We start from the raw sequence: 25,799 nt of genomic DNA, 5'->3' as shown, positions 1-25,799 counted from the left end.
CATAAATCCAAAAAGGGTATCAATATCAAAGCAAACTAACTAATTGAGTTAAAAATGACTATTTTCACAAAACTGTTTCATTATCACACTAGCTAATCTCAGTACATAAACCAATTTTTTATCTATAGCTTTTGTCCTAATCTTGATCTTTTTTCTTCAATCCAAGGAGTGATCCTACTATAAACAATATTCCAGCAATGAATGGTGTAAGAACTGCTCTAACTGTTCCAGTTTTTGGCAACCTATCAGAATTGTTAGTAGTTGATTTACTATCGATATCGGTATGTTTATTAGCTATGCTCTCTTGTTCATTAAGATAAACTTCCTTCTTATTTTCAAAGTTTTTATCATTTTTACCAGAAACAATACTGTTGACATCATTAGTTGAATCAGGTTGTGTTTTTTCTTTCTTTTTCGATACATCAAAAGTAGGTTTATTTTCCTCCTCCTTTTTCTCCTCTATTTTCTTGAATACAGGTTTTATAAGGGTATCTTTTGACACATTAATAACATAACCAGCATCTTTTTTACCTTCGAAACCAGAAATTTCCCAGCCATCAAATTGATATCCTTTTTCTAATTCACCCTCATAGACAGGTAAAATGAAATCTTCTTCCGACACTATCTTAGAACTCATTTCTTTTCCATTTTGAATGGTCACAGTCACCGTATGAGGTTTTAATTCGCTTACCTCTCCCGTATCCTTGTTTAAAATGAATTCTTTTACGGTCGTATTTCTTGCGAAATCTTTTACAACAATCTTAATGTTTAGTGTCTTATCTGTTAGTTGTTTAATATCATCAAATGATTTATATTCTTTTCCATTTACATAAATATGTTTGTCTTGAATCTCACCATCGAATCCATTATTTCTTTTATCATTGATGTTAAAGACAACAGATTTTCCGTCAGCATATTCAATACTAGTATTTCCCTTAGGATCAATGTTTACTTCTGGTTTAACATTATCATATAAAAATTGATAGTGTACTCCAACCGCTTTCGCATTCAAATCGCTATAGCCAGTTTTAAGATAAACATTTCCATCCATATCTGTTACCTTATCTGGAAATCCGTTTGCTTTATAGTCTTTCATTCCCCAGTCCATGATGTCACCGTCTTTAACATTAAGCTTAATGTTAAAATCTCTAGTGTTATCAATGTGTAAATCTCCGTAGATTAAATAATTATCTACAACCGATTCATTCACTCGCAACTCCCAGTTAAAACCACCCTTATCAGAAATCTTACCTCTTAAATAAAATTCTGGATTTCGTACATAAATTTTATTAGATTTAGATGGATTAAAGTAGTTCTTGTCCATTGAAAGATTTACTGGTTTTGCATCAATAAATAACGTAGAACCATCTTCTTTTATAGCTTCTACATTGGATTTATCCTCCCCAGTGTACTCTTTACCATCCTTACCAAATAATACAAGTTTAGAAGAATCTGTTACAAGATTTCCATCTTTATCGATTGCCTCCCCTTTATCGTTCATTTTAAAGGTAAACACTTGATATTTTACAATGTTAAAGCCGTCCAAAGCCGACATTAATACGGATTGAGTACTTCTTCCATCTTCAACATTTCTACTATCAGCATAAATTATTTTTTCTGAAAGGACTCTTAGATTAGGATTGGCCTTTTGTATTTTTGCTATATCTTCCTGGCTATAGACTCCATTTCCTTCTAACATATCCGTTTTTCCAGGATTATAGGTAGTCACTTTTAGTGCATAGCCTTTTCTTAGAATGATGTTATCCTTTAACAGATATTGTTGTTTTTCTGAATCAGAATAGATTTTACCAGATTCCATTTCAGTTAAATTGTTTGGTTTGTTTTTTGAAAGATCTCCTTCTCCTAATTCTATTACATTCCCATAACTTGATGCATAGGGATATTCTGTTTTAGTTTCCTTATTTTTTTCAGGCATTCTAATTTTAGTTTCAGCTTTTATCTGATCATCATCTTTAACAAAGAATCTCATATCTCCTGCAAAAGCTAATCCATCCACAATATCATTAATATTAGCGTATAAATCAAATGTCATCGTTTTTGAGTGGGAATCATACTTGGTCGTTTTGATTTCTATAGATTTATAATTATTTCCATAATATACCTTGGCATTTTTAGAAACATTACTGATCTTTCCAAGAATTTCAAAGTGTCCATCTTTAGACGGGCTTAGAACACCATAAATTTTTGATTTTATTTCGTCAAGTTTTTCAGTTTCATATTCTAAGGCACTACCATCGTCATAAGCAATGATATTTCCCTTATCATCGTATTTATAATCGTATTCCTCTGTTCTCTTACCAGTTTCACTTGTAAAGTCATCAACTTCTCTAAATTTCTTTTTAATGAGTTTCTTTAAGTCTTTACTTTCAAACTCTCTAATTGTTGAAATCGTTTTATGAATAGTCAAGCTAGATTTTTCTTCGATAGACTCTTCATTGTCTTGATGATTTTCTTCCTCAGTTGTATCTTTTTTAAGACTATCCTCTTTTCTATTTTCTAAATTTTTAAATTTAGATTCGGCAATCTCGCCAAGCTTTTGGTATTTAGATGAATCCTGATCAGGATCTACTAGATAATAGGAAATCATCCCCTTTTCATCAGCATGATCAGCAAATTTAATTCTATGAATCTTTGTGAAATTGCTAGAGCCATCTAGTGCAATGACTTCAATGATTTTTCCTCTTAAATCTCCCGCACCATTAATTTCATAAATGGTATTTCCATCTTTGTCAAGTTTTCTGTTTCTTCCTTGACCCTCACCTGCATAAGTTACTTCAAGATTTTTCTCAACCTCTCCGTCTTCATTAACCAGAGCGGCGCCAGCATACCAAACTTCGTTTGCAATCTCGTCAAATTTTTCAGGATGTTCTTTTTGATCTCTCGCAAATAGCGTTTCATTCTTATACTGATCTTTTACCTTGTGATAAGTATCCTTTGTAATCAGCTTAATTTTTTCAGGATTTGAAAAATCAATTGAAACAATCTTAGGAGCTGTGTTATCAATTTTTACAGGAATATAGGAAACCTGCCATGGATAATCTTTAGTTAATCTATATTTAAATTTATAGAAATATTGACCTTCCGCAATCGGTTCAAATTGACCTCTTATCCTAGTAGCAGGATCTTGGTTATCCTTACTTTCAGGTGCATTTTCTTCTCTACCTCTAGGGTTATAAATGAGTCCATCCCACTTCAAGTCACCCCAAACTTTTAGCTTAGAAGATTTGATTCCCTTTGCATCATTTCTCTTAGAGTTTAAAATTCCTTTAATAAAGTGTTCTCTCGAAATGACTTTTAAGTCGATTTGATTTTCTCCCTCTTTATTTGTATTTACTATTGAAATCAATCCTTCTTCTGCACTTCTTAATACAAGTGGAGAAGGTGTTAATCCTCTCTCAAGTTGAGCATCTTGAGGATTTCCATTTGAATCTAAAGGATAAATTTTAGCAATATTAGAACCACTTGATGATGGTGCGTTGATCCCTTCGTTATTGAAAGCAAATAATTCTGGATTTTGATCTAGGGATGTTGTATTTTTATCTTTTCTATTTTGTATAACTCCTGCTGGATTAAATTTATCTATACCATGTTCTCCACCAATTCCCTTATTTAAGGTTCCTGGAATTTTTGGTTTACCATCATCATCATAACCTTCCATTGTTTTTGATTTTGATCCTTCTTCCCAAGCCCATTTATCAAGGATTGGTTCGTGGTTCCAATTCCCAGCAAATCCCATTAGAGGCATCGATAAAGAAGGTTGGAAATTTGTTTTCTTCCCGTTGGAGTTTAGAGCTTCTATTTCTTCCACTGACTCAAAATGAATAAATGATTCTACAAATTTATTTTTGTTTTTAGCCTCTCCAACATTTATAACCGCATTTAAATCAAAGCTAGAATTTGCTCCTATGGTAATAGTGTCATGCTCAAATGTAATATTTGCTCCTTTGATTTTTTCTGGATGGATTTCTGGAACAATTTGCTTCCCATCTGGAGATTTTTCGTCTTTATATGTTTCATCGAGTTTTAGTCTGTCAGTTAGAGCATCTGTAGTTATAGCAGATGCTGAAACTTTAAAGGTCAAAGGTCTGTTTGATGTATTGTGAAGCTTAATTGTAAAGTATTTTTTATCTCCTTTTATTTCTTTAAGAGAAATAGAACCATAAGAGTTTACCAAACCTTTAGAATCCGTGTTTTTGAAAGTCGCTACAACCTCATTTCTCAAAGCATTGGCAACATTAATTAGACCTGCTCCCTGTTGTCTAGGTGATGCAAAGTATTGACTTTTTTCTTTCCAAGAAGTCGCATCCATCATAGGCCGTGCAGTATTTTGTAGGGCTATTTTTGTAAGACTTGTAAGGTCTATTTTGTCATCTCCCTTAAGATTTTTCAATACAGGTCTTTCAAGCATTTCCTTTAACTTTGGTCTAATCAAAACAGTAGAAGCTGCCACGATTGGAGTTGCCATACTAGTCCCTGACATATAACCATAAGTTGATTTCCCATTAATGACATTGAGAGTGGATTTAATATTTTTACCTGGTGCTGAGACATCAGGTTTTAAAAGCAAATCTGTTCTCGGTCCCCAAGATGTGGATCCTGCTGGAACTATAACATCTTCTTTATACAATTCTTTGTCTGTGTCAGGTGCAAACTTAAAGTCAATTTCTTTTTCGTCACCTACATTCGGTTTATTAGAATTATAGCTGGCCATATCAATTGGATAGTATTGATCCAATTTATCTTTGAAATCTTCCTTACTATTTCGTTTAACCTCAGTTTTTTTATCAGGATTAATCATGTTCCATAGCTTTACACCATCATCTCCTGAAATTGAAAATACTTGACTTTTAGTCCCTTCATCCGCTTCATATCCCATGGCTGGAAGCTCTGTCCAATTATCTCTATTGTAGTAATTGACAGTATTTACAACCATAATGGCGCGTGCGCCCTTATCCGTTGCTCTTTTAAAAGCATCTTTTAAATCCTTGGTATAAATTCGATCCATTACTGCAATTTTGCCCTTAAGATCCAATCCTATCAAATCTTGGTCTTGACCTTTACCTATATATACAAATTTCAATTTACTAGGAGCTTTTGAACCGTCTTCATTTGTTGTGATTTTATTCTTATCGAAAAAGGCCCCTATATTTCTGTATTTAAAATTTTCTCCACCTATGTTGACTTTATCAAACTCAACTGTCTGATTTTTAGCAGAAGCGACCGCTATCGCATCTTCATGTGCTGCAGTTCGTGTTACATTTCCAGTGTCGGTCATTTTCAGATTATTATTTGCCACCAAATCCCATGAAGAACTTGAAGCAGAAGTTGCATAGTTACCCGTAGCTACAACCATTGGAATGCCTGCTTTTCTTAACGCCCTAATAGCTTGCCAATATTTCTCACCTACAAGGCCCGTTCCTGTAAAGCCAGATGATACTGAAACAACATCGACATTGTGTTTGATTGAATCTTCAATAGCATGAAACATTGTTTCATCCCCTGCGAACCCAGATCCTGCGTCAGAGTACATTTTATAAGAGAAGATCTGTGCATTAGGAGCAATTCCATCTATTCCGTTAAAGTTTTTAATATCTTTTTCAGTATCATTTCCCGCAAGAATCCCTGCAATATGCATCCCATGTGGATCAAAATAATCGCTTCCATCATCAGCTTTTTCTACAGTGATTTTACCACCATTATAATAATTGAAAGCATGAGGGATTTTATCACTCAACCAGAAATTTTTATCAGTACCTTTTAAGTCTTCTTTTTTGAATCTCATTGAGCCTTTAGCATCATCATCAATTCTCATGGCCTTATGCCTATAATCTGTCCCGGTATCGATATTTGAAATGACCATACCTCTACCATCAAAATTTTTACCAAATGGAGCATTGATAGACTTTAGGTAATCAATTGCCTCTTCAACTCCAATTTCCTTTCTAGCATGATTCATCATTGGCTGGACTTTTTGTGATCGTTCAACCGATGAGATACCTTCTATTAGTTTAATTTTGTCCAGATTATCTGGGGTTGTTTCAATAGCACTACCGTTAAAAATCCTATCATAAGTATATAAAACTTTTGTATCCTTAAGATTGGATAATTCCTTGATTGCTTTTTCTCCAGATGCTTTATCTTTAAATTCAGCAATATAGACAAGTTTATCCTCTTTTTTGGGACTTTCTGGGTCTTTACTTGCAGACGAGTCCGCTTTATCTCCTTGAGATTGATTGGAATCTTCTTTGATTGTTGCTTCTTCATTGCTAGTTTTATTATCTATCTCAGGATTTTTACTAACAACTTCTTTTTCCTCAATAATTGTTGTTTTCTTCTCTTCAGTATCCTTTGAAGTTTCTATAGCATTAGGAATATTTTCATGTTTTTCTTTATTTTCTGTTTCCTTCTCTACTACTACTTTTTCTTTATCAGAGATATTTAAAGCATCTTCAGAGTTAGATGTATCTGCTAAGACTACCTCATTAGGGACATATGCTGCTAAAATAACTGCAGCTGCAGTTAGTGACAATACTGTACTTTTTTTCATTTTAATTCCTTACATATTTATTTAACTTCCAATAGATAGAAAACTTTAACTTTGCTAGCCTTTGTTATAAAAAGTTTTACTAAGTATTATCTAGGAAATAGAGTAGTACATTTATATATAATTGTTAGCTCTCTGAAAAATAGTATATCAATTAAAAAAATTTAAGTCAAGAGAAATTAACGCGGGTTAATTTTTTTTTTAATCCATGTTAACAAATGATCTAATCGATAAATATTATAGTTAACTGGGTACAATATAGACTCATTCCTACCATCAAAAATATTATCAATCAACTGGAATAACTACCAAAATCGCAAAAAGTGGTATGGATAGAATTTATGTCTTCATAAACATGCAAAAACAACCGCAATAATTTTCAACGGTTGTTTGTAACATACTTAATTTTTAAATCTCATCCTATATTATCTCTTACGATCCCGCACTTTCGTAGGCATCCAATCCCCTGTCCCAAAGTTTGAGGGAAATGATAAAGAAAACAAGGGAAATCAGAATCAAACCACCGATATTAAAGAATCCATCCTTGTCCTGCAAGAAATAACTGGCAGGATAGTAGGCCGTAAAGGCGAAAGGAACGATAAAGCTAATCAACCAACGAAGGAGCGAATTGTAAATGGAAATCGGGTACTTGGCAAAATCATTAAACATATAGAAAATGTAAATCATGGCACCTGACTGCTTGGTCCAAAAAGCGATGCTAGCTGTCGCAATTTTCAAGGAAGTATAAATCAAGGTCGCAAAAGGAATACAGACTAGAAAAATCAGGAATTTGGGAAGAGTCCAAGCAATGCTAGTCGCCGTTGTCGCTAGTAAGATTCCACCGACCAAAAGTTCACCCAAGGCATCAATCTGAAAGGTCTCAACGAGGATGTGAAAGAGAGGATTGATAGGACGAGTCAGATACTTGTCAAACTCCCCTTTTCGAACTAGTCGTTGACCTAAAGCCCAGAGATTGTCAAAAAAGAGATGATCTAATCCCTTTGGAATTAAGGAAAATCCATAGATAAAGGCAATCTCTTGAAAGGTCCAACCTTCTAGCGAGGGGATGTGTTGAAAGAGTACATTAAGAAACAAGAGATTCAGGCCTTGAGTCAGAAAGACTCCCAAGACACCAACCACAAAATCAACTTTGTATTCCATGATTTGCTTGATGTATTGTCTGATAAAAATCAGATGCATGCGTTGATATTTTTTCATCCTAACCTCCCTGAATGGTGATAAATGACTGGACTCGTTTCCAAATCAACTGAGACAAGCCCACCATCACTATAAGCCAGAAAAGCTGAAGCAAAAGTGCTTGAAGAATCTGACTGGCATCGTATTTCCCAACAATAATCATGACCGGAGTGTAAATTAAGGATGAGAAAGGCAAGAAGGACAGAATATCTGAAACAATTTTCGGAAAGAAAGTCAAGGGAATTAAACTGCCAGACATAAAGGCCACTATTGAAGTCTTGAGTAGATTGGAACCCCATAGATTTTTAAACACAAAGGCTGAAAATCCAAAGCAGATATTAAAGAAAAAATTAATCAGATAGGCTAGGGTTAAGCTAAAGAGGTAAAGGACAGTTAATCCCAACACTTCTAAAATACCTTGCCCAGATAAGATTTTCATCAAAACAATGACACTTAAAAATGGCAGTCCAACAGAGATAAAAATCAACCACTTGGAGCCAAGTTCGGTGAAAAGGTAAGAGGCCGCAAAATGCACTGGTCTCAGCAAGCGCATGATAATAGAGCCATCCTTGACCTCCTCCCCAATCATAAAGGAGCTATCAGACCTGGTCAAAAGATTGGTCACAAAACTCATAATGATGTAGAGGGTGATATCTGCCATACTGAAGCCCTGAATCAAAGACTCCTGGGAGGAGTCAAAGACTGCCTTCCAGAGATAAAAGGCCACAAAAGCACCCATGACATCACCGATCCGATAAAGAATAAAGTTGACTCGATAGGTAATCAACTCCTGAACACCTGCATTGATAAAGGGTTTATAACGTCTCCACAATTTGACCATCTTAGAGCTCCTTTCGATAGAAGCGACGGATAATATCTTCAATGTCCGTATCTACCATCTTCAAATCACGGACTTCAAAATCAGATAAGGTTTGCTTGATAATATCAGCTGACTGGTAGCGGGAACTATTGAATTCAATATTAAGGCTATTTCCTTGTCTATCAATGGACATATCTGGCAGGCCTTCATAGTGAGAAAGGAGATGACTTTGACCTGGTAGCAGTTCAAAGGAAAGAGTCTTCATCTTGCCAAAGGTCTCCTTGAGCTGGCTCACCGTCCCATCAAAAATCTCTTGCCCCTTATCAATCATAAAAATCCGATCACAGAGTTGCTCAATGTCACTCAAATCATGAGTAGTCAGGAGAATAGTAGTTTCTTCCTCTTGATTGATCTGGGTGATAGCACGTCGGATGTTATCCTTGACCGACACATCCAAACCAATAGTCGGCTCATCTAAAAAGAGAACTTTGGGATTGTGAAGCAAGGAAGCCGCAATATCCGCCCGCATCCGTTGACCCAATGAAAGAGTCCGCACAGGATCCTTGATAAATTCCTTCAAATCCAAAACTTCATTCAAAAAGTCCATACGCTTATGGAAAAGCGAGTCTGGCACATCGTAAATCTCCTTCAAAACCGTGTAGGTCTCTTGCAGGGCCAAATCCCACCATAGCTGGGTACGTTGTCCGAAAACGACTCCAATATCCTTGACATAATCTTGGCGATTATCCTGGGGAATCTTGCCGTTAATCCGACAAAAACCAGATGTCGGTTTCAAAATCCCTGTTAGCATTTTGATGGTGGTCGACTTCCCAGCACCATTAGCTCCGATAAAGCCTAGAATCTGCCCCTTGGGTACTTCAAAAGTCAAATCCTTGACCGCTTCAAAGGTCTGCTTTTCAGGATGAATAAAGGAGCGCAAAGCTCCCTTCAAGCCCGGTTCCTTAACAGTCTTCACAAAATTTTTCTGAAGATGTTGCACTTCTATCATTGCCATATCTATCTCCTTATCGTAAGAAACAACATTGTATTTTTGACTACAAATATTCTAAATCCTTACTTTCTACACCTTCTCAATATTATTACAGAAGGATTTATACCAACCTATTATAATCCAATAAATAAAGGAATGCAAGCGTTTGCTTATAGATTATGAAATTAGAGATTTCTCTCTTAAAATGATGCTTTTAATCAAAAATTATGTTAAATAGTTTCCTTAAGACACCAAAAAACCTGCCATTAGGGGCAGGCTACGAATTGTAAAAAGGCAAACTATTTTGATCAATAAGAATCACTATTTAATCAAAGAACTAATCTTTCATAATTCTTTTCACAATCCCATTTCTATCAATTAGAAAACAATCTGGAAAGGTCATCTGCTCCCATTTTTCATAATCAAAACTGGAATCAAAATGATGTAGTAGTATTCCTATCAAATTCCCGTGTGAACTAAGTAAAATCGTTTTTTCTGAGTATCTCTCTTCCAATTCCATTAAAAAATTTAGTACTCTAGCTAGTGCATCTTGATTTGATTCCCCTTCTGAAAGAGATTCACTGGGATTTTGCCATAAATATTTAATACTGTCTTCAAACTCAGAATCTTTTATAAAGGTTGAAGATAATTTTCGCTCTCGTAACCGATTATCAAGAACTATTTTATCAAATTGAATTGGCGAGCTATTAATTGTTTCAAATGCTCGTTTATAAGGACTAGAAAAATAATAATCAATATTAAAAGAATTCAAAAACTCTAACTGGTCAAGAGATGAAAATCCTTTTTCTGACAAAGTTCTATTAAAATCATCACTTGAAAATCTTGAATGAGCATGTCTAAGTAAAATATAAGAATTATTCATAAGTCATTCCTTTCAATTATTATCATCAGTCTCAATGGATTTTTAAGCCCTCAATTATTCTCTAAAAATTCTTCAATTCGAGAAACTATTTCATGACTTTGATAATGATAAAGTTCGTGAGGCGCATCCATATAGACGACTTTCACATTGGACTGTCCACTAGCAAATCTCTCTGCATAATGCTGCCACTCTGATTGGCTAAAGGTCGTGCCTTCACCGTTAGAAACCAGTAATAAGGTGGGAATTTTCGGATTAATGCTAGATGGAACTTTCTTGGCATTTTCCTTTACCAAACGGGATTCATGAAGCATGGCTTGTGACATCAACTGCTTATATGCTAGTAATTTATATTGTTGTCGTTCAGCTTCAGTCAGAGTTGGATTTTTTATATAAAAGGACTCAGGGAAATAGCGTAATAAGCCAATCTTACTGCTCCAATAAGCCACAGTAAGCAAGGCCTGATTATCCTTTAAATCCTCATAACTTGCTGGTAATGCCCAATCCAGACCAACCAAGGCTTTCACTTCATCAGGATACTTCTCCTGCCAATCCAGACTTTCAAGACTAGCCATTGAATGAGACAGAATGATAAAAGGTCCTGATATATTTGCTTGTGATAGAGCTTGACGTGTCTCAGACAAAACTTCCATCACATCTCTTGATTGATTACTATCCTCGCTATAACCATAGCCAGCCCGCTCTACGATGACTACCTTATATTTTTTTGATAAGGAATCCGAAACATTTTTAAAGTCCAAGATTGGGGAAGCAATTCCAGCACCTGAGAGAACTACTATAGTCTCTGGACCATCACCATCAACGTAAACATTGATTTTGTGCCCATTAACGAGATCAGTTTTACCCATAGGAGTTAGAGAGGCTTGTTCCTTTTCTAAGCTGATACGATGAAAGATAAATGTCCCTACTAAAAACAAGATAAGGAAACTAACAAGGACAAGGGCTGATTTTTTCAGTATTTTCATAGCATTATTGTACAAAAATTAGACTCTTTTAGCAACTTAAGTTTAAGAAATTTCCAGTATAATCTGTCTATATCCAGAAACAAAAAACCCACCTTCACAGGCGGGTTTCATTTTGTATTGTTCAGCTAGATTAAGCTTTACCTTCTGAACCGAATACGTCGATACGTTCTTCAACTGATGCTTGGATAGCTTTTACACCGTCAGCCAAGAATTTACGTGGGTCGAAGAGTTTCTTCTTGTCGTATTCTGCTTCGTTTGCTTCGTAGTCACGAGCAAATTTACGAGTTGCGTTAGCGAATGCGATTTGGCATTCAGTGTTAACGTTAACTTTAGCAACACCGAGTTTGATAGCTGCTTGGATTTGCTCATCAGGAATACCTGATCCACCGTGCAATACGATTGGGAAGCCTGGAAGAGCTTCTGTCAATTTTTGCAAGTGGTCAAGGTCAAGACCTTCCCAGTTTGCAGGGTAAGGACCGTGGATGTTACCAATACCAGCTGCCAAGAAGTCAATACCAGTTGCAACCATTGCTTTAGCGTCTTCGATTGGAGCCAATTCACCTTTACCGATGATACCGTCTTCTTCACCACCGATAGTACCAACTTCAGCTTCTACTGAGATACCTTTAGCGTGTGCTTTTTCAACTACGTCTTTAGCCAATTTAAGGTTTTCTTCAACTGGAAGGTGTGAACCGTCAAACATGATTGAAGTGTAACCAACTTCGATACATTCAAGTGCATCTTCGTAGTGACCGTGGTCAAGGTGGATAGCTACTGGTACAGTGATACCCATTGATTCTACAAGGTTAGCGATCAAGTTACGAGCAACTTTGTAACCACCCATGTATTTAGCAGCACCCATTGAAGTTTGGATCAAAACTGGAGCTTTTTTAGCTTCTGCTGCACGCAAGATAGCTTGAGTCCACTCAAGGTTGTTTGTGTTAAATCCACCAACTGCATAACCGTTGTCACGAGCTGCTTGGACAAATTTTTCTGCTGAAACGATTGCCATTTTATCAGGCCTCCTGTATATTTTTATGGGATATCCCATTTACATTGTTCATTTTATCACTTTTTGACAAAAAAATCTAGTTTTTCCTGTAGTTTGAATTGAATTTCTTCTATCTTAAAATATGTAACTCTCCTCAAAGTCCTAATTTTACAGGTCTTTAGGTAGGTTCATATAAAAGGCTAAGTGGTCTTCATAGCGTTCAAATCGATAGTCAATTTCTTCGTTTTCAAATAAACTTTTAACTACGAATAGTCCCAAGCCAGCTCCCTTACTTTGTCGACTAGAAACCGTAAAGGATTGTTCAAACTTATCTTGCTCCTCAGGTGTACAGGCGTTCTCAATGAAGACCCAGCCATCTTCTGTCCCAATTTTTAAATAACCACCTTGAACAGAGTGTTTCACAGCATTACTGATAAGATTGGAAAGAATCAACTTGAGTACCGAAGGATTTAGATAAGTTTGTTGGTCAGTCAGTTGATTCACGACTGAGATTTCCCTCTCTTTGGCTAATAAATCATAATCCTTTAAGAGTAAATCTGTCATTTCAAGAAGGTTGATTTGTTCTTTCTTATCTCGCAATTCTTGCACTGAAGAAAGGGATAAGATTTGCTGAACGTGGTGAGTCAGATCATCCACGATCCCCAAAGAAACTCCCAGATAATGGTCCCGATCTTTATAGCGTCCAATATTGGCTTTCATATTCTCCAGAAGAATCTTTAGACTAGCTAGGGGTGTTTTCAGTTCGTGGGAAGCACCTCGCAAAAACTCAACCTTCATCTTTTCCAGCTGAAGGATGGCCTCGTTCTTTTCATGCAAGTCTGCAATGACCGTCAAGAGATGCTGATAAAGGCTGTTGATTTGTTCTTTAAGATCGCCAATTTCATCCTTAGAATCCACGCGCAACCTCACCTCTGCATCCAAATCCATCATCCGTCGAGTCACTCGTTTGATTTCCAAAATAGGAGCAACAATGGTTCTAGCATAGATAAAGGCGATGAGGAGCGAAATGATGAAAGACGCTAATAAAGTATAAGGCAGAAATTGAAGACTGATGTCTTCTGCTTCTTTCTGCAAATCCATAGAAGCTAAAAACTGTAAGGTCATGGTCTGACCATCCTTAGTTTGAACTTCTCTTTCCTCAATAACCAAGGAGGCCGTTTGTCGTTGTTTATCAATGGGAAGATTATCATTGACTTCCAACTTATCCTGAGTCATCTCTCCCTTAACAGCTCCCTTAATATCACTGCTTTTAGAATAAAGTTCAAGGACTTCCTGAATAGCTTGACCATCTTTGCCTTGGAGAGACTGGGCAATTTCTGTAGCCTTTTGCCCGATACTCTCCTGACGATGACTGAGATAGGTCGGAGGAAAGAGGAAGTAGATGGCCAAATGCAAACAAATGACCAAGGTAGAAAATACCGAGAAGGTATAGATAAAAATTTTTTTAAATAAACCTGAACGTCTCATTTTCTCTCCAATTTATAACCAACATTGCGCACGGTAAGAATACAGTCTAAATCCAATTTTTTCCGTAGTTCCTTGATATAGACATCGATCACTCTGTCAAAAGGAACCTCATCAGTCATCTTCCATACAGCATCGATAATCTGCGACCGTGTTAAGGCTCGACCTTCATTTTTAACCAGATAGTCTAAAATTTCCAGTTCTTTTGCATTCACTGCAACTTCTTGACCAGCTACTTTAGCGCTATAACTGTCAAAGTCTACCTGAGTATCCCCATAGGTAAATATACGACCAGTATCATAATAACGTTTGAAAATAGCATCCACTCGTACTTTTAACAAAGATAGAGAAAAAGGCTTTTCCAAATAACCATCTGCTAATGCAGCAAAGGCACTCATCTTATACTCCTCATCCTGAAAGGCTGTCAACATCAAGACCGGAACTTGGCTACTTTTTCGAATTTCTGACAAAACCTCTAAACCATTGAGTTTCGGCATTTGAATATCTAAGAGAACCAAGGCAACTTGGTGATTGGAAAATTGTTCTAAGGCCTCAAGGCCATCTGCTGCCTGAATGGTTTCATAGCCACAATCCGTCAAATAGTCACTAATTCCCTCGCGGATCATGTCTTCATCTTCTACAATTAGAATTTTCATATAAATCCTTTTCTATCAAAAATGCTACCTATATTATATCTCATTTGAATGAGAATAGGTAGCATGTTTTTTATTCACTATCCAACAAGAGTTCTTTTGGTTGTTTAAAGAGGAGATTGCTTGAAGCAAGTGCCATAACTAATACTACAAGAACTAAGCCAAGTACAAAGATGATAGCAAAGTCAGAAGGTTGAATGGAAATATCCAGACTTGAAAGTGTCTTACTAAAGCCGTCAACTTCTGCACCACCACCAAGATTAGAGGCTTGGGCTGCCTTACTAGCCTGCTTAGCCACATCTGATGTGACATTTGCAAGAACTGTATTTCCAATAGTACGAGCAGTATAGTTAGCTAAGAAGTAAGCTGAAATTAGTGCTGGAATTGCAATCATAACTGCTTCTGTGATAAATTGACCTAGAATACTTGCTTGTTTTAGACCAATGGAAAGGAGAATTCCAACCTCTTTACGACGGGCGTTAATCCATAGTGTCAGTAAGAGAGCCAGTAGAAGAGCTGAGAAGCTCAAGCTACCCCAGAAGAGAAGATTAGCCATCTTGTACATACCTGAGATAGATTGTTCGAGGGCAGGATAGTTAGATGAACTCTTAATCAAGCTATACATCTTCCAGTTGATACCGTTGATCGACCCTAATTCTTGCATAACACTATCTAGGTTCTTATCTCCAGCAACAAAGAAGGTAGCATCTCCATAAATAGCTGTATCTTCTGTATAACCATAGAGTTGGGCAGCTGTGTGAATATCTGTGATAGCTGTATTCTCATAAAGTTCTTGTGAATAGGTCACAGCAGATTTGTTATGTCCATCAAAGAGTCCTTTGATCGTTACTTCTACTGTTTCCTTGGCACCTTTTTCATTATCTGCATCGTAGATATTTGAGTCTAGTTTGACCTTGTCCCCTACCTTCCAGCCATGTTTAGCAGCCAAGTCTTTGTGCATGAGAATTTGGTATTTGTCATCGTTTGTTAAATGTTCTCCTTCGACCAGTTTGTAAGAGCCTGACACAAACTTGTCTTCTTTAGAAGAGTCATTGACACCTGTTATCATCAAGCTACTTCCAAAACGTTGAGCTCGATCTCCAGTTAGATTTTTCTTGGTTTCAGGCGTTTCAATCAGTTCATAGCCTGTCAAATCACCGATAGCATTAATCCGTTTGATGTAGGATTCAATAGCCTTATTCTCGGTAATTTTTTTGATATCTTCACCCTTGATATTCCCCGCACCACGTGGAGTTCCTTGATTGACCCTACGATTGATTTGCATGGAGAAACTATTGGTAATATTTTTAAAGATTTCTTGAGAAGCCTTGGCTGTCGCTCCCTTGATAGACAAGCCGACCAAACTCAAACTAGCCATCAAGAGAATGATAAGAAAGATCACAAGCGACTTAAAAAATTTTCTTGTGACATAGGCAAATGCGTTGTGTAACATAAGATTCCTTTCTAGATTTACTTCGCTTATATGTTTTTATATTTCTTTATTTCCCTTAAATAGTGCGGACGGGAGCAACTTCATTTTAGAATTTCATCCCTAATTTTTGAGCCATCTGTCTCAAAAATCCCGTCCTAGATAATAACAAAGTTATTATCTAGGATACCACTATAGCGGGAAATAACTGTTTAAGAATCACTTCGTTTATAATTACTTAATAGTTTACTAAAGCAATTCCAAAAGTTTAAGAAGTAGACTCTATTTTTCAGTCAATTTCTTATCCTTCAATTCAAGTGTAATATCTGACGCCTGTGCTACTTCCTTGCTGTGGGTCACAACGATCACACACTTGCCTGTTTTCTCAGCGAGAGATTTGAGCAAATCGATGATATCCCCAGCAGTCTTAGGATCCAAGTTTCCTGTTGGTTCATCTGCTAAAATCACTGGTGCTTCCGATACAAGGCTACGAGCAATGGCAACACGTTGTTGCTGCCCTCCTGATAATTGGAGAACATTCCTCTTGATTTGACTTTCATCTAAACCAAGTTCAAGAAGGGTATCCTTGCTAGCTTTTTTATTAACCAAGCGGATATTTTCCAATGGAGAAAGATAATCAATCAAGTTATAGTTTTGGAAAACTAGCGAGATGTGGTGCATGCGATGATAAGAATAACCTTGTTCACGAATATCCTTGCCTTCGAATAAGATAGCTCCTTCGACTGGGCTATCAAGTCCTGCTAATAGAGATAAGAGTGTTGACTTCCCAGCTCCTGATTCTCCGATAATACTATAAAACTTGCCAGGTTCAAAATCGTAATTGATTTTATATAATACTGCTTCTGCAGTGTTTTTGTAACGATAAGTAAGATCTTGTAATTGTAGTAAAGTCATGATTTCTCCTTCTTCTACTCAATGAAAATCAAAGAACAAACTAGGAAGCTAGCTGCAGGCTGTACTTGAGTACGGCAAGGCGAAGCTGACGTGGTTTGAATTTGATTTTCGAAGAGTATTAACTAATAGATGATAAAATTTCCTTAGGTGATTTTCTAAATAAAAATAGGAAACAAAGTGCAACTGACAAGCAACTAATGATAAGTAGGAAGATATAAGATTCTCCAAATGATAAAAGACTTGTTGAAAGATTCGTTGCTTTTGCTAGCGTATCTTGTAGTGCAGCTTGGTCACCGCTTGCTAGTACAGTCTTCAAGAGATAGGAAGTAATGGCATTCCCAGCTACAAATGCAGGCAAAATAGATGCCAATGAAACTAGGATGACTTCCAGGCAGAATTGGCTAAAGATTGCTATTTTCCCTTTACCTAGTGCCAATAAAACACCAACCTCGTAGACTCGCTCTCGTAACCAAAGTGACAAGACCAAGATCAGCGCTCCTACACCAGCAATCATAATGCCATAGAGGAAAATTTGTAAGAAGGTTTGGAAGGTCGAAACTGAATCCTTGATTTGTTCAAAAGCCTTATTTTCCTTTTCGACTTGGTAACCTTTAGTTTCTAGGGATAACTTTTCAACCTCTTGAATGATGCTGTCCATATCTTTTGGATTTTCTAGATAAAAACGAGCGGCGCTAACTTGAGCTTCCTTATTTCCAAGAAGAGTTTGGCTACTTTCGTAGTCTGTATAGACCGTGTTTTCACTAAAGTCTGATGAGAGACCGGTAAATTTCTCTTGCTTCTTACCTGAGAAAATACCTACGATTTCATAGTCTAGCCTTTGTCCACTATTTCCTTCAACTTGACCAGGATTTAAACTAATCTTATCTCCTAGCTTTAGATTGTTTTTCTTAGCTAAATCTTCATGGATTAAGATTTTTTTACGATCCCCTTTTTCGAGATGTCTTCCTTCTTTAAGACTAAAGGCGGAACTTGTAAAAGAAACATCCTTGGAAGAATCTTCTAAAGCAATTAAACTGATAAGATTTTTTTCAGCCTCTGTCAAATCATCCCTTTGGATACTTTGTTCTCCAGTAACAACTTCTTTGTCAGTTAACTTGGCTATTGTTTCTAGCTCAGGTGAAATCTTCTCAAGCCCCTTTATCTTTTTAAGGTCATCTAGTTGAGACAGTTGAAAAGTCTGATCTGCTTCTATTCTTTTAATAGAAAAAGATGTATTCAATGAGCGATAGAGATTATTTTCTACTGTTTTGTTAGACTTCATGAGCGTCAAACAAGCCGATATTCCAGCCAATAATACAAATAAAATCAAGAATAATATGAGACTTCTCAGTCGTTTTCTGCTGACGTAAGCCCAAGCTCTTTGAGTGGGATTCATATAGCACCTCCATATTTGTAAAACCATTATAATATTCAAATATGAAATGTTTATGAAATACCAAAAAAAGAGCAAAAATATTTTTGCTCTTTTTGATGAAAAATAAAAAGCTAGCCAAAGCTAACTCTTTTCCTATGCGGAGAGAGGGACTTGAACCCTCACGACCTAAAGCGGTCACAGGATCCTTAGTCCTGCGCGTCTGCCAATTCCGCCATCCCCGCGTCGATTACTTTACTAGTATATCAACTTTGAAAAAAATTGTCAAGACTTTTTTCAGATTTTTTCATCTTGAAATGTATTATTCTGTAATTTCAAGCAAATTTTCATCAACCAATTTCGCACCAAGTGTATTCTTGAAATGTCCAAGTGCAAAGGCATGATTTTCAGGCCAAATGGATGCAACTGCTGGTTTGACCACTTCTATTTGATAACCAAGATTATAAGCATCAATGGCCGTATGCAAGACACAAATGTCAGTAAGAACTCCTGTCAAAATGACTGTATCTACCCTACGCTCTCTGAGACGGATATCCAAATCTGTTCCAGAAAAGGCCGAATAGTGACGTTTGTCCATCCAGAAAACACGACTATCATCGGCGTATTCCTGATAGAACTCGGCTAGTTTGCCATACAAGTTTCGTCCACTAGTCCCAATAATATTATGTGGTGGGAATAGTTTGCTTTCAGGATGAAAAACATCATTTTCTTCATGAGCATCGATGGTAAAAAAGATATAATCTCCACGTTCAAAAGCCTTTTGGGTCACCCCATATATATCATCAGATATTGCTTGAGCTGGAGCTCCCGCAGTCAGTTTCCCATGGTCCGCTACAAAATCTTCTGTATAGTCAATAGAAATTAAAGCCTTAGCCATTAATAGTCCCTCTTTTTCACTTCTTCAAAAATATCTGGAATGAGAACTTTGAGATAAGTTCCTTTCATACCAAGAGAACGACTCTCAATAATCCCTGCCGATTCAAGTTTACGAAGGGCATTAACAATTACAGAACGAGTGATACCGATACGGTCTGCAATGACTGAAGCTGTTAATTGACCTTCATTACCATTTAATTCAGATAGAATAGCCGATACTGCTCTAAGTTCAGAGTAAGAAAGGGTATTAACCGCCATAGTTACAGCCGTACGACGACGAATATTTTTCTCATCTTCTTCACGTTGGAAGTTTAAGAGTTGAATTCCTACTACTGTGCTGGCAATTTCAACCAGAATCAAATCATCTTCTTCAAACTTTTTATCATTACGCCAAATAATCAAAGAACCCAAGCGAATCCCTGAGACATGAATTGGAGCAATCGTTGTCAAACCATCTGGAAAATCAGAACGACTCTCAGTTGGGAAAATTGTCAAATCATGCTCTACTGGAAGATTGGCCTCCGTATCGTAGATCATGTTTGCACCTTGCACATAATCTTCTGGAAAAGTCTTTGATTGGAAGAATTGCTCTACTCGGTCATTATTAGTTTTGTAGCGCATAAAGTAGCCCAACAAACGACCCTTGCTATTCACAATACAAGCGTTACAGTCAATAATATCTGCTAATTGACGTGTAATGGCATTATAAGGAAGCTCATCTTGTAATTGCTCCTCCGAACGCTTTAAAATTGATGTGATTTTTCTTGTTTTTTCTAATAAATGTGCCATTTTTTACCTCGCATATAATCGCTTTCATTATATCATAAAATTCTGACTACTTCAACAATTATCTGAAAATTGTTTATTGAATTGCAATTCAAGTGTATTCGAAAATTTTTCCTATTTTTTTATTATTTTCTTATTGACAGTATTTTATTTTTTTGATAAGATAATATTACAAGATAACAAATTTATAAATACAAACTTCTCGTATTACTTTTCATATGACTCTCGGTCTCCTTATATATAAAAGCGATCCACCTCAGTGAACCGCTTTTTTTGTTATTTATCTCCTTTGTTTCGAATAACAAAGCCTGTTTGCTTTTCGCTAGATGTTGTGCGAGGTTTTTTGTTGTCTTTACGGTAACGTTTTTCCTTGTCAAAGCGGTCGTTTTTGCGACTGCCTTTTTTGAAATCATCTCGACGTTCACCACGACGATTGTCGCGACGGCGGTCACGATCACGGCGGTCATCTCCACGACGACCTCCCTTACCTTTCCCACCGAAGCCATTACCTGAAGGTTTAAACGGTAGTGGTTTTTCACGCGCAATTTCAACTTCTGGAAGACTGTCTGGATCCTGAACCGTCAAGCTAAGGATGTACATTGCCAATTCTTCTGGACTGAATTCTGAAGCCAATTGACGAGCATCCTTACCAAACTTCTCAAAGTTGCTACGAATCTCCTCATTAGCAAAATCACGTTCAATTTTCTTAAGAGCTACTTGCTTCTTAGCTTGGAAGGCTTCTTCTGCACTTGCAGGTTTGAGACCTTTCATGCGTTTCTTAGTCAAGTTTTCGATAATTTGGAGATAACCCATTTCATTTGGTGAAACGAAGGTAATGGACTGACCTGACTTCCCTGCACGCCCTGTACGACCAATACGGTGAACATAACTCTCAGGGTCTTGAGGAATATCATAGTTGTAGACATGAGTCACACCTGAGATATCTAGACCACGGGCAGCAACGTCTGTTGCAACGAGGACATCGAGGTTGCCATTTTTAAAATCACGAAGGACACGAAGGCGTTTGTTTTGGTCCAAATCTCCATGAATCCCTTCTGCACGGAAACCACGGATCTTAAGCCCACGAGTCAACTCATCCACACGACGTTTGGTACGACCAAAAACGATTGACAACTCAGGTTGATCAACATCCATAAGACGTGTCATGGTGTCAAATTTTTCTTGTTCTTTAACTCGGATATAGTATTGGTCAACCAGCTCTGTTGTCAATTCCTTAGCAGCAATCTTCACATGCTCAGGTTCTTTCATGAATTGAACACCAATACGTTTGATGGCATCTGGCATAGTCGCTGAAAAGAGCAAGGTTTGACGATTTTCCGGTACACGAGAGATGATATCTTCAATATCTTCAAGGAATCCCATGTTCAGCATTTCATCTGCTTCATCTAAAATCAAGGTTTCAATATCATGTAATTTCAAAGCCTTGCGTTTAATGAGGTCAAGAAGTCGTCCTGGTGTTCCTACAACGATGTGAGCACCTGATTTAAGAGCCTTGATTTGTTTTTCAATACTTGAACCACCGTATACTGAACGGACTTTCACACCCTTGCTTCTACCAAAGCGGAAGAGTTCTTCCTGACTTTGAACAGCCAGTTCACGAGTTGGGGCAATCACCAAAGCTTGGATAGTTGCTTCTTCTGTACGAATTTTTTCAAGGGTTGGCAATCCAAAGGCTGCAGTTTTCCCTGTACCAGTCTGTGCTTGACCGATAACATCTTTTCCCTCAAGAGCCAAAGGAATGGTTTGCTCTTGGATAGGACTTGCTTCTACAAATCCTGCTTTTTCAATTTCTGCTAACAAATCAGCAGAAAGATTAAATTCATTAAATTTCACGTTATTCTTCTTTCTAAAGATGGTGCGAAGCCATCCTATAGCGCTTAGTTTATACTTTTCTTGTCATGACGTACTTTCAGTTTTTATGAAAGACCGTGTTGCTTCTTTTCCACTAAAGAAAAGTACTGCTTTCTTTGCAACCTATCTAGTATACCATAGACCAGGGCCAAAAGATAGTCTAACCACTTGATTAAATCATGTAAACGATTTTTCTATTTTTGAACTTGATTCTCAAAAGCTTTCGTGAGACTAAATTAGTCCAATATTTTTTCCCGTAGCAGAATTGTGAAAAAATTTTTTTCTTATGCTAGAATGAAATCAAACAGGAGGATTTAAAAATGTTAACATACGATTTAATTGTCATTGGATTTGGTAAGGCAGGTAAGACCCTTGCTGCCAAACTAGCTTCAGCTGGTAAAAAAGTTGCCCTTATCGAACGCAACAAAGCAATGTACGGTGGAACTTGTATCAACATCGGTTGTATTCCAACTAAAACCTTGTTAGTTGCCGCAGAGAAGGACTTGTCATTTGACGAGGTTATGGCAACAAAAAATACAATTACGAGCCGCCTCAATGGTAAAAACTATGCTACTATCGCTGGTACTGGAGTTGATATCATTGATGCCGAAGCCCACTTTGTTTCAAACAAGGTCATCGAAATTCAAGCCGGTGATGAAAAACAAGAACTAACTGCTGAAACAATCGTCATCAACACTGGTGCTGTTTCAAACGTTTTACCAATTCCAGGTCTAGCTACTAGCAAGAATGTCTTTGATTCAACTGGTATCCAAAACTTGGAACAATTACCAGAGAAACTTGGAATTCTTGGTGGTGGAAATATCGGTCTTGAGTTTGCTGGTCTCTACAATAAACTTGGAAGCAAGGTAACAGTCCTAGATGCTCTAGATACTTTCCTACCTCGCGCAGAACCTTCCATTGCTGCTCTTGCTAAACAATACATGGAAGAAGACGGCATTGAACTCCTTCAAAATATCCATACTACTGAAATCAAAAACGATGGTGACCAAGTTCTTGTCGTGACAGAGAATGAAACCTACCGTTTCGATGCCCTTCTCTACGCAACAGGACGTAAACCAAATGTAGAGCCACTTCATCTTGAAAATACGGATATTCAACTAACTGAACGTGGTGCTATCAAGGTGGACAAACATTGTCAAACAAACGTTCCTGGTGTCTTTGCAGTTGGAGATGTCAACGGTGGACTTCAATTTACCTACATTTCACTAGATGACTTCCGTGTTGTTTACAGCTACCTTGCTGGTGATGGCAGCTACACACTTGAAGACCGTCTCAATGTGCCAAACACTATGTTTATCACACCTGCCCTTTCACAAGTTGGTTTGACTGAAAGCCAAGCAGCTGATTTGAAACTTCCATACGCTGTTAAGGAAATTCCTGTTGCTGCTATGCCTCGTGGTCATGTAAATGGTGACCTTCGTGGAGCCTTCAAAGCTGTTGTCAACACTGAAACCAAAGAAATTCTAGGTGCAACTATCTTTTCAGAAGGATCACAAGAAATCATCAACATCATCACTGTTGCAATGGACAACAAGATTCCATACACTTACTTCACAAAACAAATCTTCACTCACCCAACCTTGGCTGAAAACTTGAATGACTTGTTTGCGATTTAATTATAGAAAGCAGTCCGATAGCGGGCTGTTTTTCTTTTTCTAAAATCTCAAATCTGTCTTTTCCAGCATTTATGATATAATAGAAACATGAAATTAAAAACTACTTTGGGCCTTCTTGCTGGGCGTTCTTCTCATTTTATTTTGAGTCGTCTTGGACGTGGAAGTACGCTGCCTGGAAAACTCGCCCTTCAATTTGATAAAGATATTCTACAAAATTTAGCGAAGAACTACGAGATTGTTGTGGTAACTGGTACCAATGGAAAAACCTTGACGACCGCTCTCACTGTCGGTATCCTAAAGGAAATTTATGGTCAAGTTTTAACTAATCCTAGTGGTGCCAACATGATCACAGGGATTACGACTACTTTCTTGACTGCAAAATCTTCAAAAACTGGAAAAAATATAGCAGTACTTGAAATCGACGAAGCTAGTCTCTCACATATCTGTGACTATATCCAGCCTAGTCTTTTCGTTATCACTAATATCTTCCGCGATCAGATGGACCGATACGGTGAGATCTATACGACCTACAACATGATTTTGGACGCTATTCGAAAAGTTCCTACTGCTACTGTCCTGCTGAACGGTGATAGTCCGCTTTTTTACAAGCCTGCAATTTCAAATCCTGTTCAGTATTTTGGTTTTGATCTAGAAAAAGGTCCAGCGCAACTTGCTCACTACAATACTGAAGGTATTCTCTGCCCTGAATGTCAAAGTATTTTAAAATATGAGCTAAATACATATGCCAACTTGGGAGCTTATATCTGTGAGAATTGTGGATGTAAACGTCCTGACTTGGACTACCGTTTGACAGAATTGGTTGAGTTGACTAACAATCGTTCTCGTTTTGTTATTGACGGTCAGGAATATGGTATTCAAATAGGTGGTCTCTACAACATCTACAATGCTCTGGCTGCAGTCGCTATTGCTCGTTACCTAGGCGCTGATTCTCAACTGATTAAACAAGGATTTGACAAGAGTCGTGCTGTCTTTGGACGACAAGAAACCTTCCATATCGGTGACAAGGAATGCACACTGGTTCTTATTAAAAATCCTGTTGGTGCTACCCAGGCCATCGAAATGATCAAACTAGCTCCTTACCCATTTAGTTTATCTGTTCTCCTCAATGCTAACTATGCGGACGGGATTGATACCAGCTGGATTTGGGATGCTGACTTTGAGCAAATTACTGATATGGACATTCCTGAAATCAATGCGGGTGGAGTTCGTCATTCTGAAATTGCTCGTCGTCTACGTGTTACTGGCTATCCAGCTGACAAGATCACTGAAACAAGTAGCCTGGAACAAGTTCTCAAAACAATCGAATCTCAAGACTGCAAGCATGCCTATATCCTGGCGACATACACTGCTATGCTGGAATTCCGAGAATTACTAGCCAATCGTCAGCTTGTTAGAAAGGAGATGAACTAATGGTTTATACTTCACTTTCCTCAAAAGACGGCAATTATCCTTACCAACTAAATATCGCCCACCTCTATGGGAATCTCATGAACACCTACGGAGATAATGGAAATATCCTTATGCTCAAGTACGTAGCTGAAAAACTCGGGGCTCATGTAACAGTTGATATCGTTTCGCTTCATGATAATTTCGATGAAAATCACTACGATATCGCCTTTTTCGGTGGTGGTCAAGACTTTGAACAAAGTATCATTGCTGGTGATTTACCTGCTAAAAAAGATAGTATTGACAACTTTATCCAAAATGATGGTGTCGTCCTTGCTATCTGTGGTGGCTTCCAACTATTAGGCCAATACTATATTGAAGCTTCTGGTAAGCGTATCGAAGGTTTGGGTGTTATGGGACACTACACACTCAACCAAACCAATAACCGCTTCATCGGTGATATTAAGATTCACAATGAAGAGTTTGATGAAACCTACTATGGATTTGAAAACCACCAAGGTCGTACCTTCCTCTCAGATGACCAAAAACCATTGGGGCAGGTTGTCTATGGAAATGGAAATAATGAAGAGAAAATCGGAGAAGGTGTTCACTATAAAAACGTTTTTGGTTCATATTTCCACGGACCAATCCTTTCTCGTAACGCCAATCTAGCCTATCGCTTGGTCACTACTGCCCTCAAGAAAAAATACGGTCAGGACATCGTTCTACCAACTTACGAGGATATTCTCAGCCAAGAAGTTGCTGAAGAATACAGCGATGTTAAAAGCAAGGCAGACTTCAATTAATATTTAGATTCCAACATGCTATTAGCTGTTGGAATTTTTTTAGGTTCTTTTCTCCTTCTTCCTTGCATTTTCTCCTAATTTTTGCAAAAATAGAGGGGTAGAAAGAAGGT

18 protein-coding genes and 1 tRNA gene are annotated in these 25,799 nt (G+C 37.4%); 3 read left to right on the top strand and 16 right to left on the bottom strand.

Annotated features, from left to right (window positions below; all coding sequences use genetic code 11):
- Nucleotides 1-136: 136 nt before the first annotated feature.
- The 16 genes from ACESNQ_RS07080 to cshA form a co-directional block, all read right to left on the bottom strand.
- Complete coding sequence (locus ACESNQ_RS07080; RefSeq protein WP_373075898.1) at nucleotides 137-6,568, bottom strand: S8 family serine peptidase; 6,432 nt, start codon at nucleotides 6,566-6,568, stop codon at nucleotides 137-139.
- Between the two features lie 429 nt (nucleotides 6,569-6,997).
- On the bottom strand, nucleotides 6,998-7,783 hold the full coding sequence (locus ACESNQ_RS07075) for an ABC transporter permease (protein ID WP_373075897.1): 786 nt from the start codon (nucleotides 7,781-7,783) through the stop codon (nucleotides 6,998-7,000).
- Nucleotide 7,784: 1 nt separating this feature from the next.
- Nucleotides 7,785-8,603: an ABC transporter permease gene (locus tag ACESNQ_RS07070; RefSeq protein WP_373075896.1), complete on the bottom strand. Its 819-nt coding sequence runs from the start codon at nucleotides 8,601-8,603 to the stop codon at nucleotides 7,785-7,787.
- Nucleotide 8,604: 1 nt separating this feature from the next.
- A complete protein-coding gene (locus tag ACESNQ_RS07065) occupies nucleotides 8,605-9,597 on the bottom strand; it encodes an ABC transporter ATP-binding protein (protein WP_373075895.1) in 993 nt (330 codons plus the stop codon).
- Nucleotides 9,598-9,910: 313 nt separating this feature from the next.
- A complete protein-coding gene (locus tag ACESNQ_RS07060; protein ID WP_045613970.1) occupies nucleotides 9,911-10,456 on the bottom strand; it encodes a histidine phosphatase family protein in 546 nt (181 codons plus the stop codon).
- A gap of 50 nt (nucleotides 10,457-10,506) precedes the next feature.
- The gene (locus ACESNQ_RS07055) at nucleotides 10,507-11,439 is read right to left on the bottom strand and encodes an alpha/beta fold hydrolase (RefSeq protein WP_373075894.1); all 933 of its coding nucleotides are present in this window, start codon (nucleotides 11,437-11,439) and stop codon (nucleotides 10,507-10,509) included.
- Between the two features lie 130 nt (nucleotides 11,440-11,569).
- Complete coding sequence (locus tag ACESNQ_RS07050) at nucleotides 11,570-12,451, bottom strand: class II fructose-bisphosphate aldolase (RefSeq protein ID WP_033688381.1); 882 nt, start codon at nucleotides 12,449-12,451, stop codon at nucleotides 11,570-11,572.
- Nucleotides 12,452-12,598: 147 nt separating this feature from the next.
- A complete protein-coding gene (gene vncS / locus ACESNQ_RS07045; RefSeq protein WP_373075893.1) occupies nucleotides 12,599-13,918 on the bottom strand; it encodes a sensor histidine kinase VncS in 1,320 nt (439 codons plus the stop codon).
- Complete coding sequence (gene vncR, locus ACESNQ_RS07040; RefSeq protein ID WP_263393812.1) at nucleotides 13,915-14,571, bottom strand: response regulator transcription factor VncR; 657 nt, start codon at nucleotides 14,569-14,571, stop codon at nucleotides 13,915-13,917. The genes vncS and vncR overlap by 4 nt, the downstream gene beginning before the upstream one ends.
- Nucleotides 14,572-14,641: 70 nt before the next feature.
- Nucleotides 14,642-16,021, bottom strand: a complete 1,380-nt coding sequence (vex3, locus tag ACESNQ_RS07035) for an ABC transporter permease subunit Vex3 (RefSeq protein ID WP_373075892.1) — start codon at nucleotides 16,019-16,021, stop codon at nucleotides 14,642-14,644.
- Nucleotides 16,022-16,279: 258 nt separating this feature from the next.
- Nucleotides 16,280-16,912 (bottom strand): ABC transporter ATP-binding subunit Vex2, encoded by a 633-nt coding sequence (gene vex2 / locus ACESNQ_RS07030; protein WP_006150586.1) that lies wholly within the window; start codon nucleotides 16,910-16,912, stop codon nucleotides 16,280-16,282.
- 118 nt (nucleotides 16,913-17,030) lie between these two features.
- Entirely contained in the window at nucleotides 17,031-18,308 is a 1,278-nt protein-coding gene (locus ACESNQ_RS07025) for an ABC transporter permease (protein ID WP_373075891.1), read from the bottom strand.
- Between the two features lie 135 nt (nucleotides 18,309-18,443).
- Nucleotides 18,444-18,529, bottom strand: a tRNA-Leu gene (locus ACESNQ_RS07020).
- Nucleotides 18,530-18,606: 77 nt separating this feature from the next.
- The gene (locus tag ACESNQ_RS07015; protein ID WP_247921705.1) at nucleotides 18,607-19,182 is read right to left on the bottom strand and encodes a cysteine hydrolase family protein; all 576 of its coding nucleotides are present in this window, start codon (nucleotides 19,180-19,182) and stop codon (nucleotides 18,607-18,609) included.
- Nucleotides 19,182-19,970, bottom strand: coding sequence for a GTP-sensing pleiotropic transcriptional regulator CodY (codY, locus tag ACESNQ_RS07010; RefSeq protein WP_373075890.1), 789 nt, complete (start codon nucleotides 19,968-19,970; stop codon nucleotides 19,182-19,184). Before codY ends, ACESNQ_RS07015 begins: the two co-directional genes overlap by 1 nt.
- 273 nt (nucleotides 19,971-20,243) lie before the next feature.
- On the bottom strand, nucleotides 20,244-21,821 hold the full coding sequence (gene cshA / locus ACESNQ_RS07005) for a degradosome RNA helicase CshA (protein ID WP_373075889.1): 1,578 nt from the start codon (nucleotides 21,819-21,821) through the stop codon (nucleotides 20,244-20,246).
- A 338-nt stretch (nucleotides 21,822-22,159) separates the two neighbouring features.
- On the opposite strand from cshA, the gene ACESNQ_RS07000 reads away from it, so the two are divergent.
- From ACESNQ_RS07000 to gatD, 3 genes are all read left to right on the top strand, one after another.
- Nucleotides 22,160-23,476 (top strand): FAD-containing oxidoreductase, encoded by a 1,317-nt coding sequence (locus tag ACESNQ_RS07000; RefSeq protein WP_074324623.1) that lies wholly within the window; start codon nucleotides 22,160-22,162, stop codon nucleotides 23,474-23,476.
- Between the two features lie 87 nt (nucleotides 23,477-23,563).
- Nucleotides 23,564-24,907 carry a lipid II isoglutaminyl synthase subunit MurT gene (murT, locus tag ACESNQ_RS06995; protein ID WP_373075888.1) on the top strand — a complete coding sequence of 448 codons (1,344 nt, stop codon included), beginning with the start codon at nucleotides 23,564-23,566 and terminating at the stop codon, nucleotides 24,905-24,907.
- Nucleotides 24,907-25,689 carry a lipid II isoglutaminyl synthase subunit GatD gene (gatD, locus tag ACESNQ_RS06990; RefSeq protein WP_373075887.1) on the top strand — a complete coding sequence of 261 codons (783 nt, stop codon included), beginning with the start codon at nucleotides 24,907-24,909 and terminating at the stop codon, nucleotides 25,687-25,689. The genes murT and gatD overlap by 1 nt, the downstream gene beginning before the upstream one ends.
- Nucleotides 25,690-25,799: the final 110 nt, after the last annotated feature.

Origin of the sequence: Streptococcus infantis, from assembly GCF_964243025.1 — a bacterium.
GTDB classification, from domain to species: Bacteria; Bacillota; Bacilli; order Lactobacillales; family Streptococcaceae; genus Streptococcus; species Streptococcus infantis_N.
Note: the sequence above shows the minus strand (reverse complement) of the source record. Positions and strands in the feature narration are given on the sequence as shown.

Excerpts from the sequence above, each read along its gene's own strand:
- ACESNQ_RS07070 (WP_373075896.1), bottom strand. The coding sequence starts at position 8,603 with ATGGTCAAATTGTGGAGACGTTATAAACCCTTTATCAATGCAGGTGTT.
- murT (WP_373075888.1), top strand. The coding sequence starts at position 23,564 with ATGAAATTAAAAACTACTTTGGGCCTTCTTGCTGGGCGTTCTTCTCAT.
- ACESNQ_RS07065 (WP_373075895.1), bottom strand. The coding sequence starts at position 9,597 with ATGGCAATGATAGAAGTGCAACATCTTCAGAAAAATTTTGTGAAGACT.
- codY (WP_373075890.1), bottom strand. The coding sequence starts at position 19,970 with ATGGCACATTTATTAGAAAAAACAAGAAAAATCACATCAATTTTAAAG.
- ACESNQ_RS07025 (WP_373075891.1), bottom strand. The coding sequence starts at position 18,308 with ATGAATCCCACTCAAAGAGCTTGGGCTTACGTCAGCAGAAAACGACTG.
- ACESNQ_RS07080 (WP_373075898.1), bottom strand. The coding sequence starts at position 6,568 with ATGAAAAAAAGTACAGTATTGTCACTAACTGCAGCTGCAGTTATTTTA.
- vncS (WP_373075893.1), bottom strand. The coding sequence starts at position 13,918 with ATGAGACGTTCAGGTTTATTTAAAAAAATTTTTATCTATACCTTCTCG.
- ACESNQ_RS07060 (WP_045613970.1), bottom strand. The coding sequence starts at position 10,456 with ATGAATAATTCTTATATTTTACTTAGACATGCTCATTCAAGATTTTCA.
- vex2 (WP_006150586.1), bottom strand. The coding sequence starts at position 16,912 with ATGACTTTACTACAATTACAAGATCTTACTTATCGTTACAAAAACACT.
- ACESNQ_RS07055 (WP_373075894.1), bottom strand. The coding sequence starts at position 11,439 with ATGAAAATACTGAAAAAATCAGCCCTTGTCCTTGTTAGTTTCCTTATC.
- vex3 (WP_373075892.1), bottom strand. The coding sequence starts at position 16,021 with ATGTTACACAACGCATTTGCCTATGTCACAAGAAAATTTTTTAAGTCG.
- ACESNQ_RS07000 (WP_074324623.1), top strand. The coding sequence starts at position 22,160 with ATGTTAACATACGATTTAATTGTCATTGGATTTGGTAAGGCAGGTAAG.
- vncR (WP_263393812.1), bottom strand. The coding sequence starts at position 14,571 with ATGAAAATTCTAATTGTAGAAGATGAAGACATGATCCGCGAGGGAATT.
- ACESNQ_RS07075 (WP_373075897.1), bottom strand. The coding sequence starts at position 7,783 with ATGAAAAAATATCAACGCATGCATCTGATTTTTATCAGACAATACATC.
- ACESNQ_RS07015 (WP_247921705.1), bottom strand. The coding sequence starts at position 19,182 with ATGGCTAAGGCTTTAATTTCTATTGACTATACAGAAGATTTTGTAGCG.
- gatD (WP_373075887.1), top strand. The coding sequence starts at position 24,907 with ATGGTTTATACTTCACTTTCCTCAAAAGACGGCAATTATCCTTACCAA.
- ACESNQ_RS07050 (WP_033688381.1), bottom strand. The coding sequence starts at position 12,451 with ATGGCAATCGTTTCAGCAGAAAAATTTGTCCAAGCAGCTCGTGACAAC.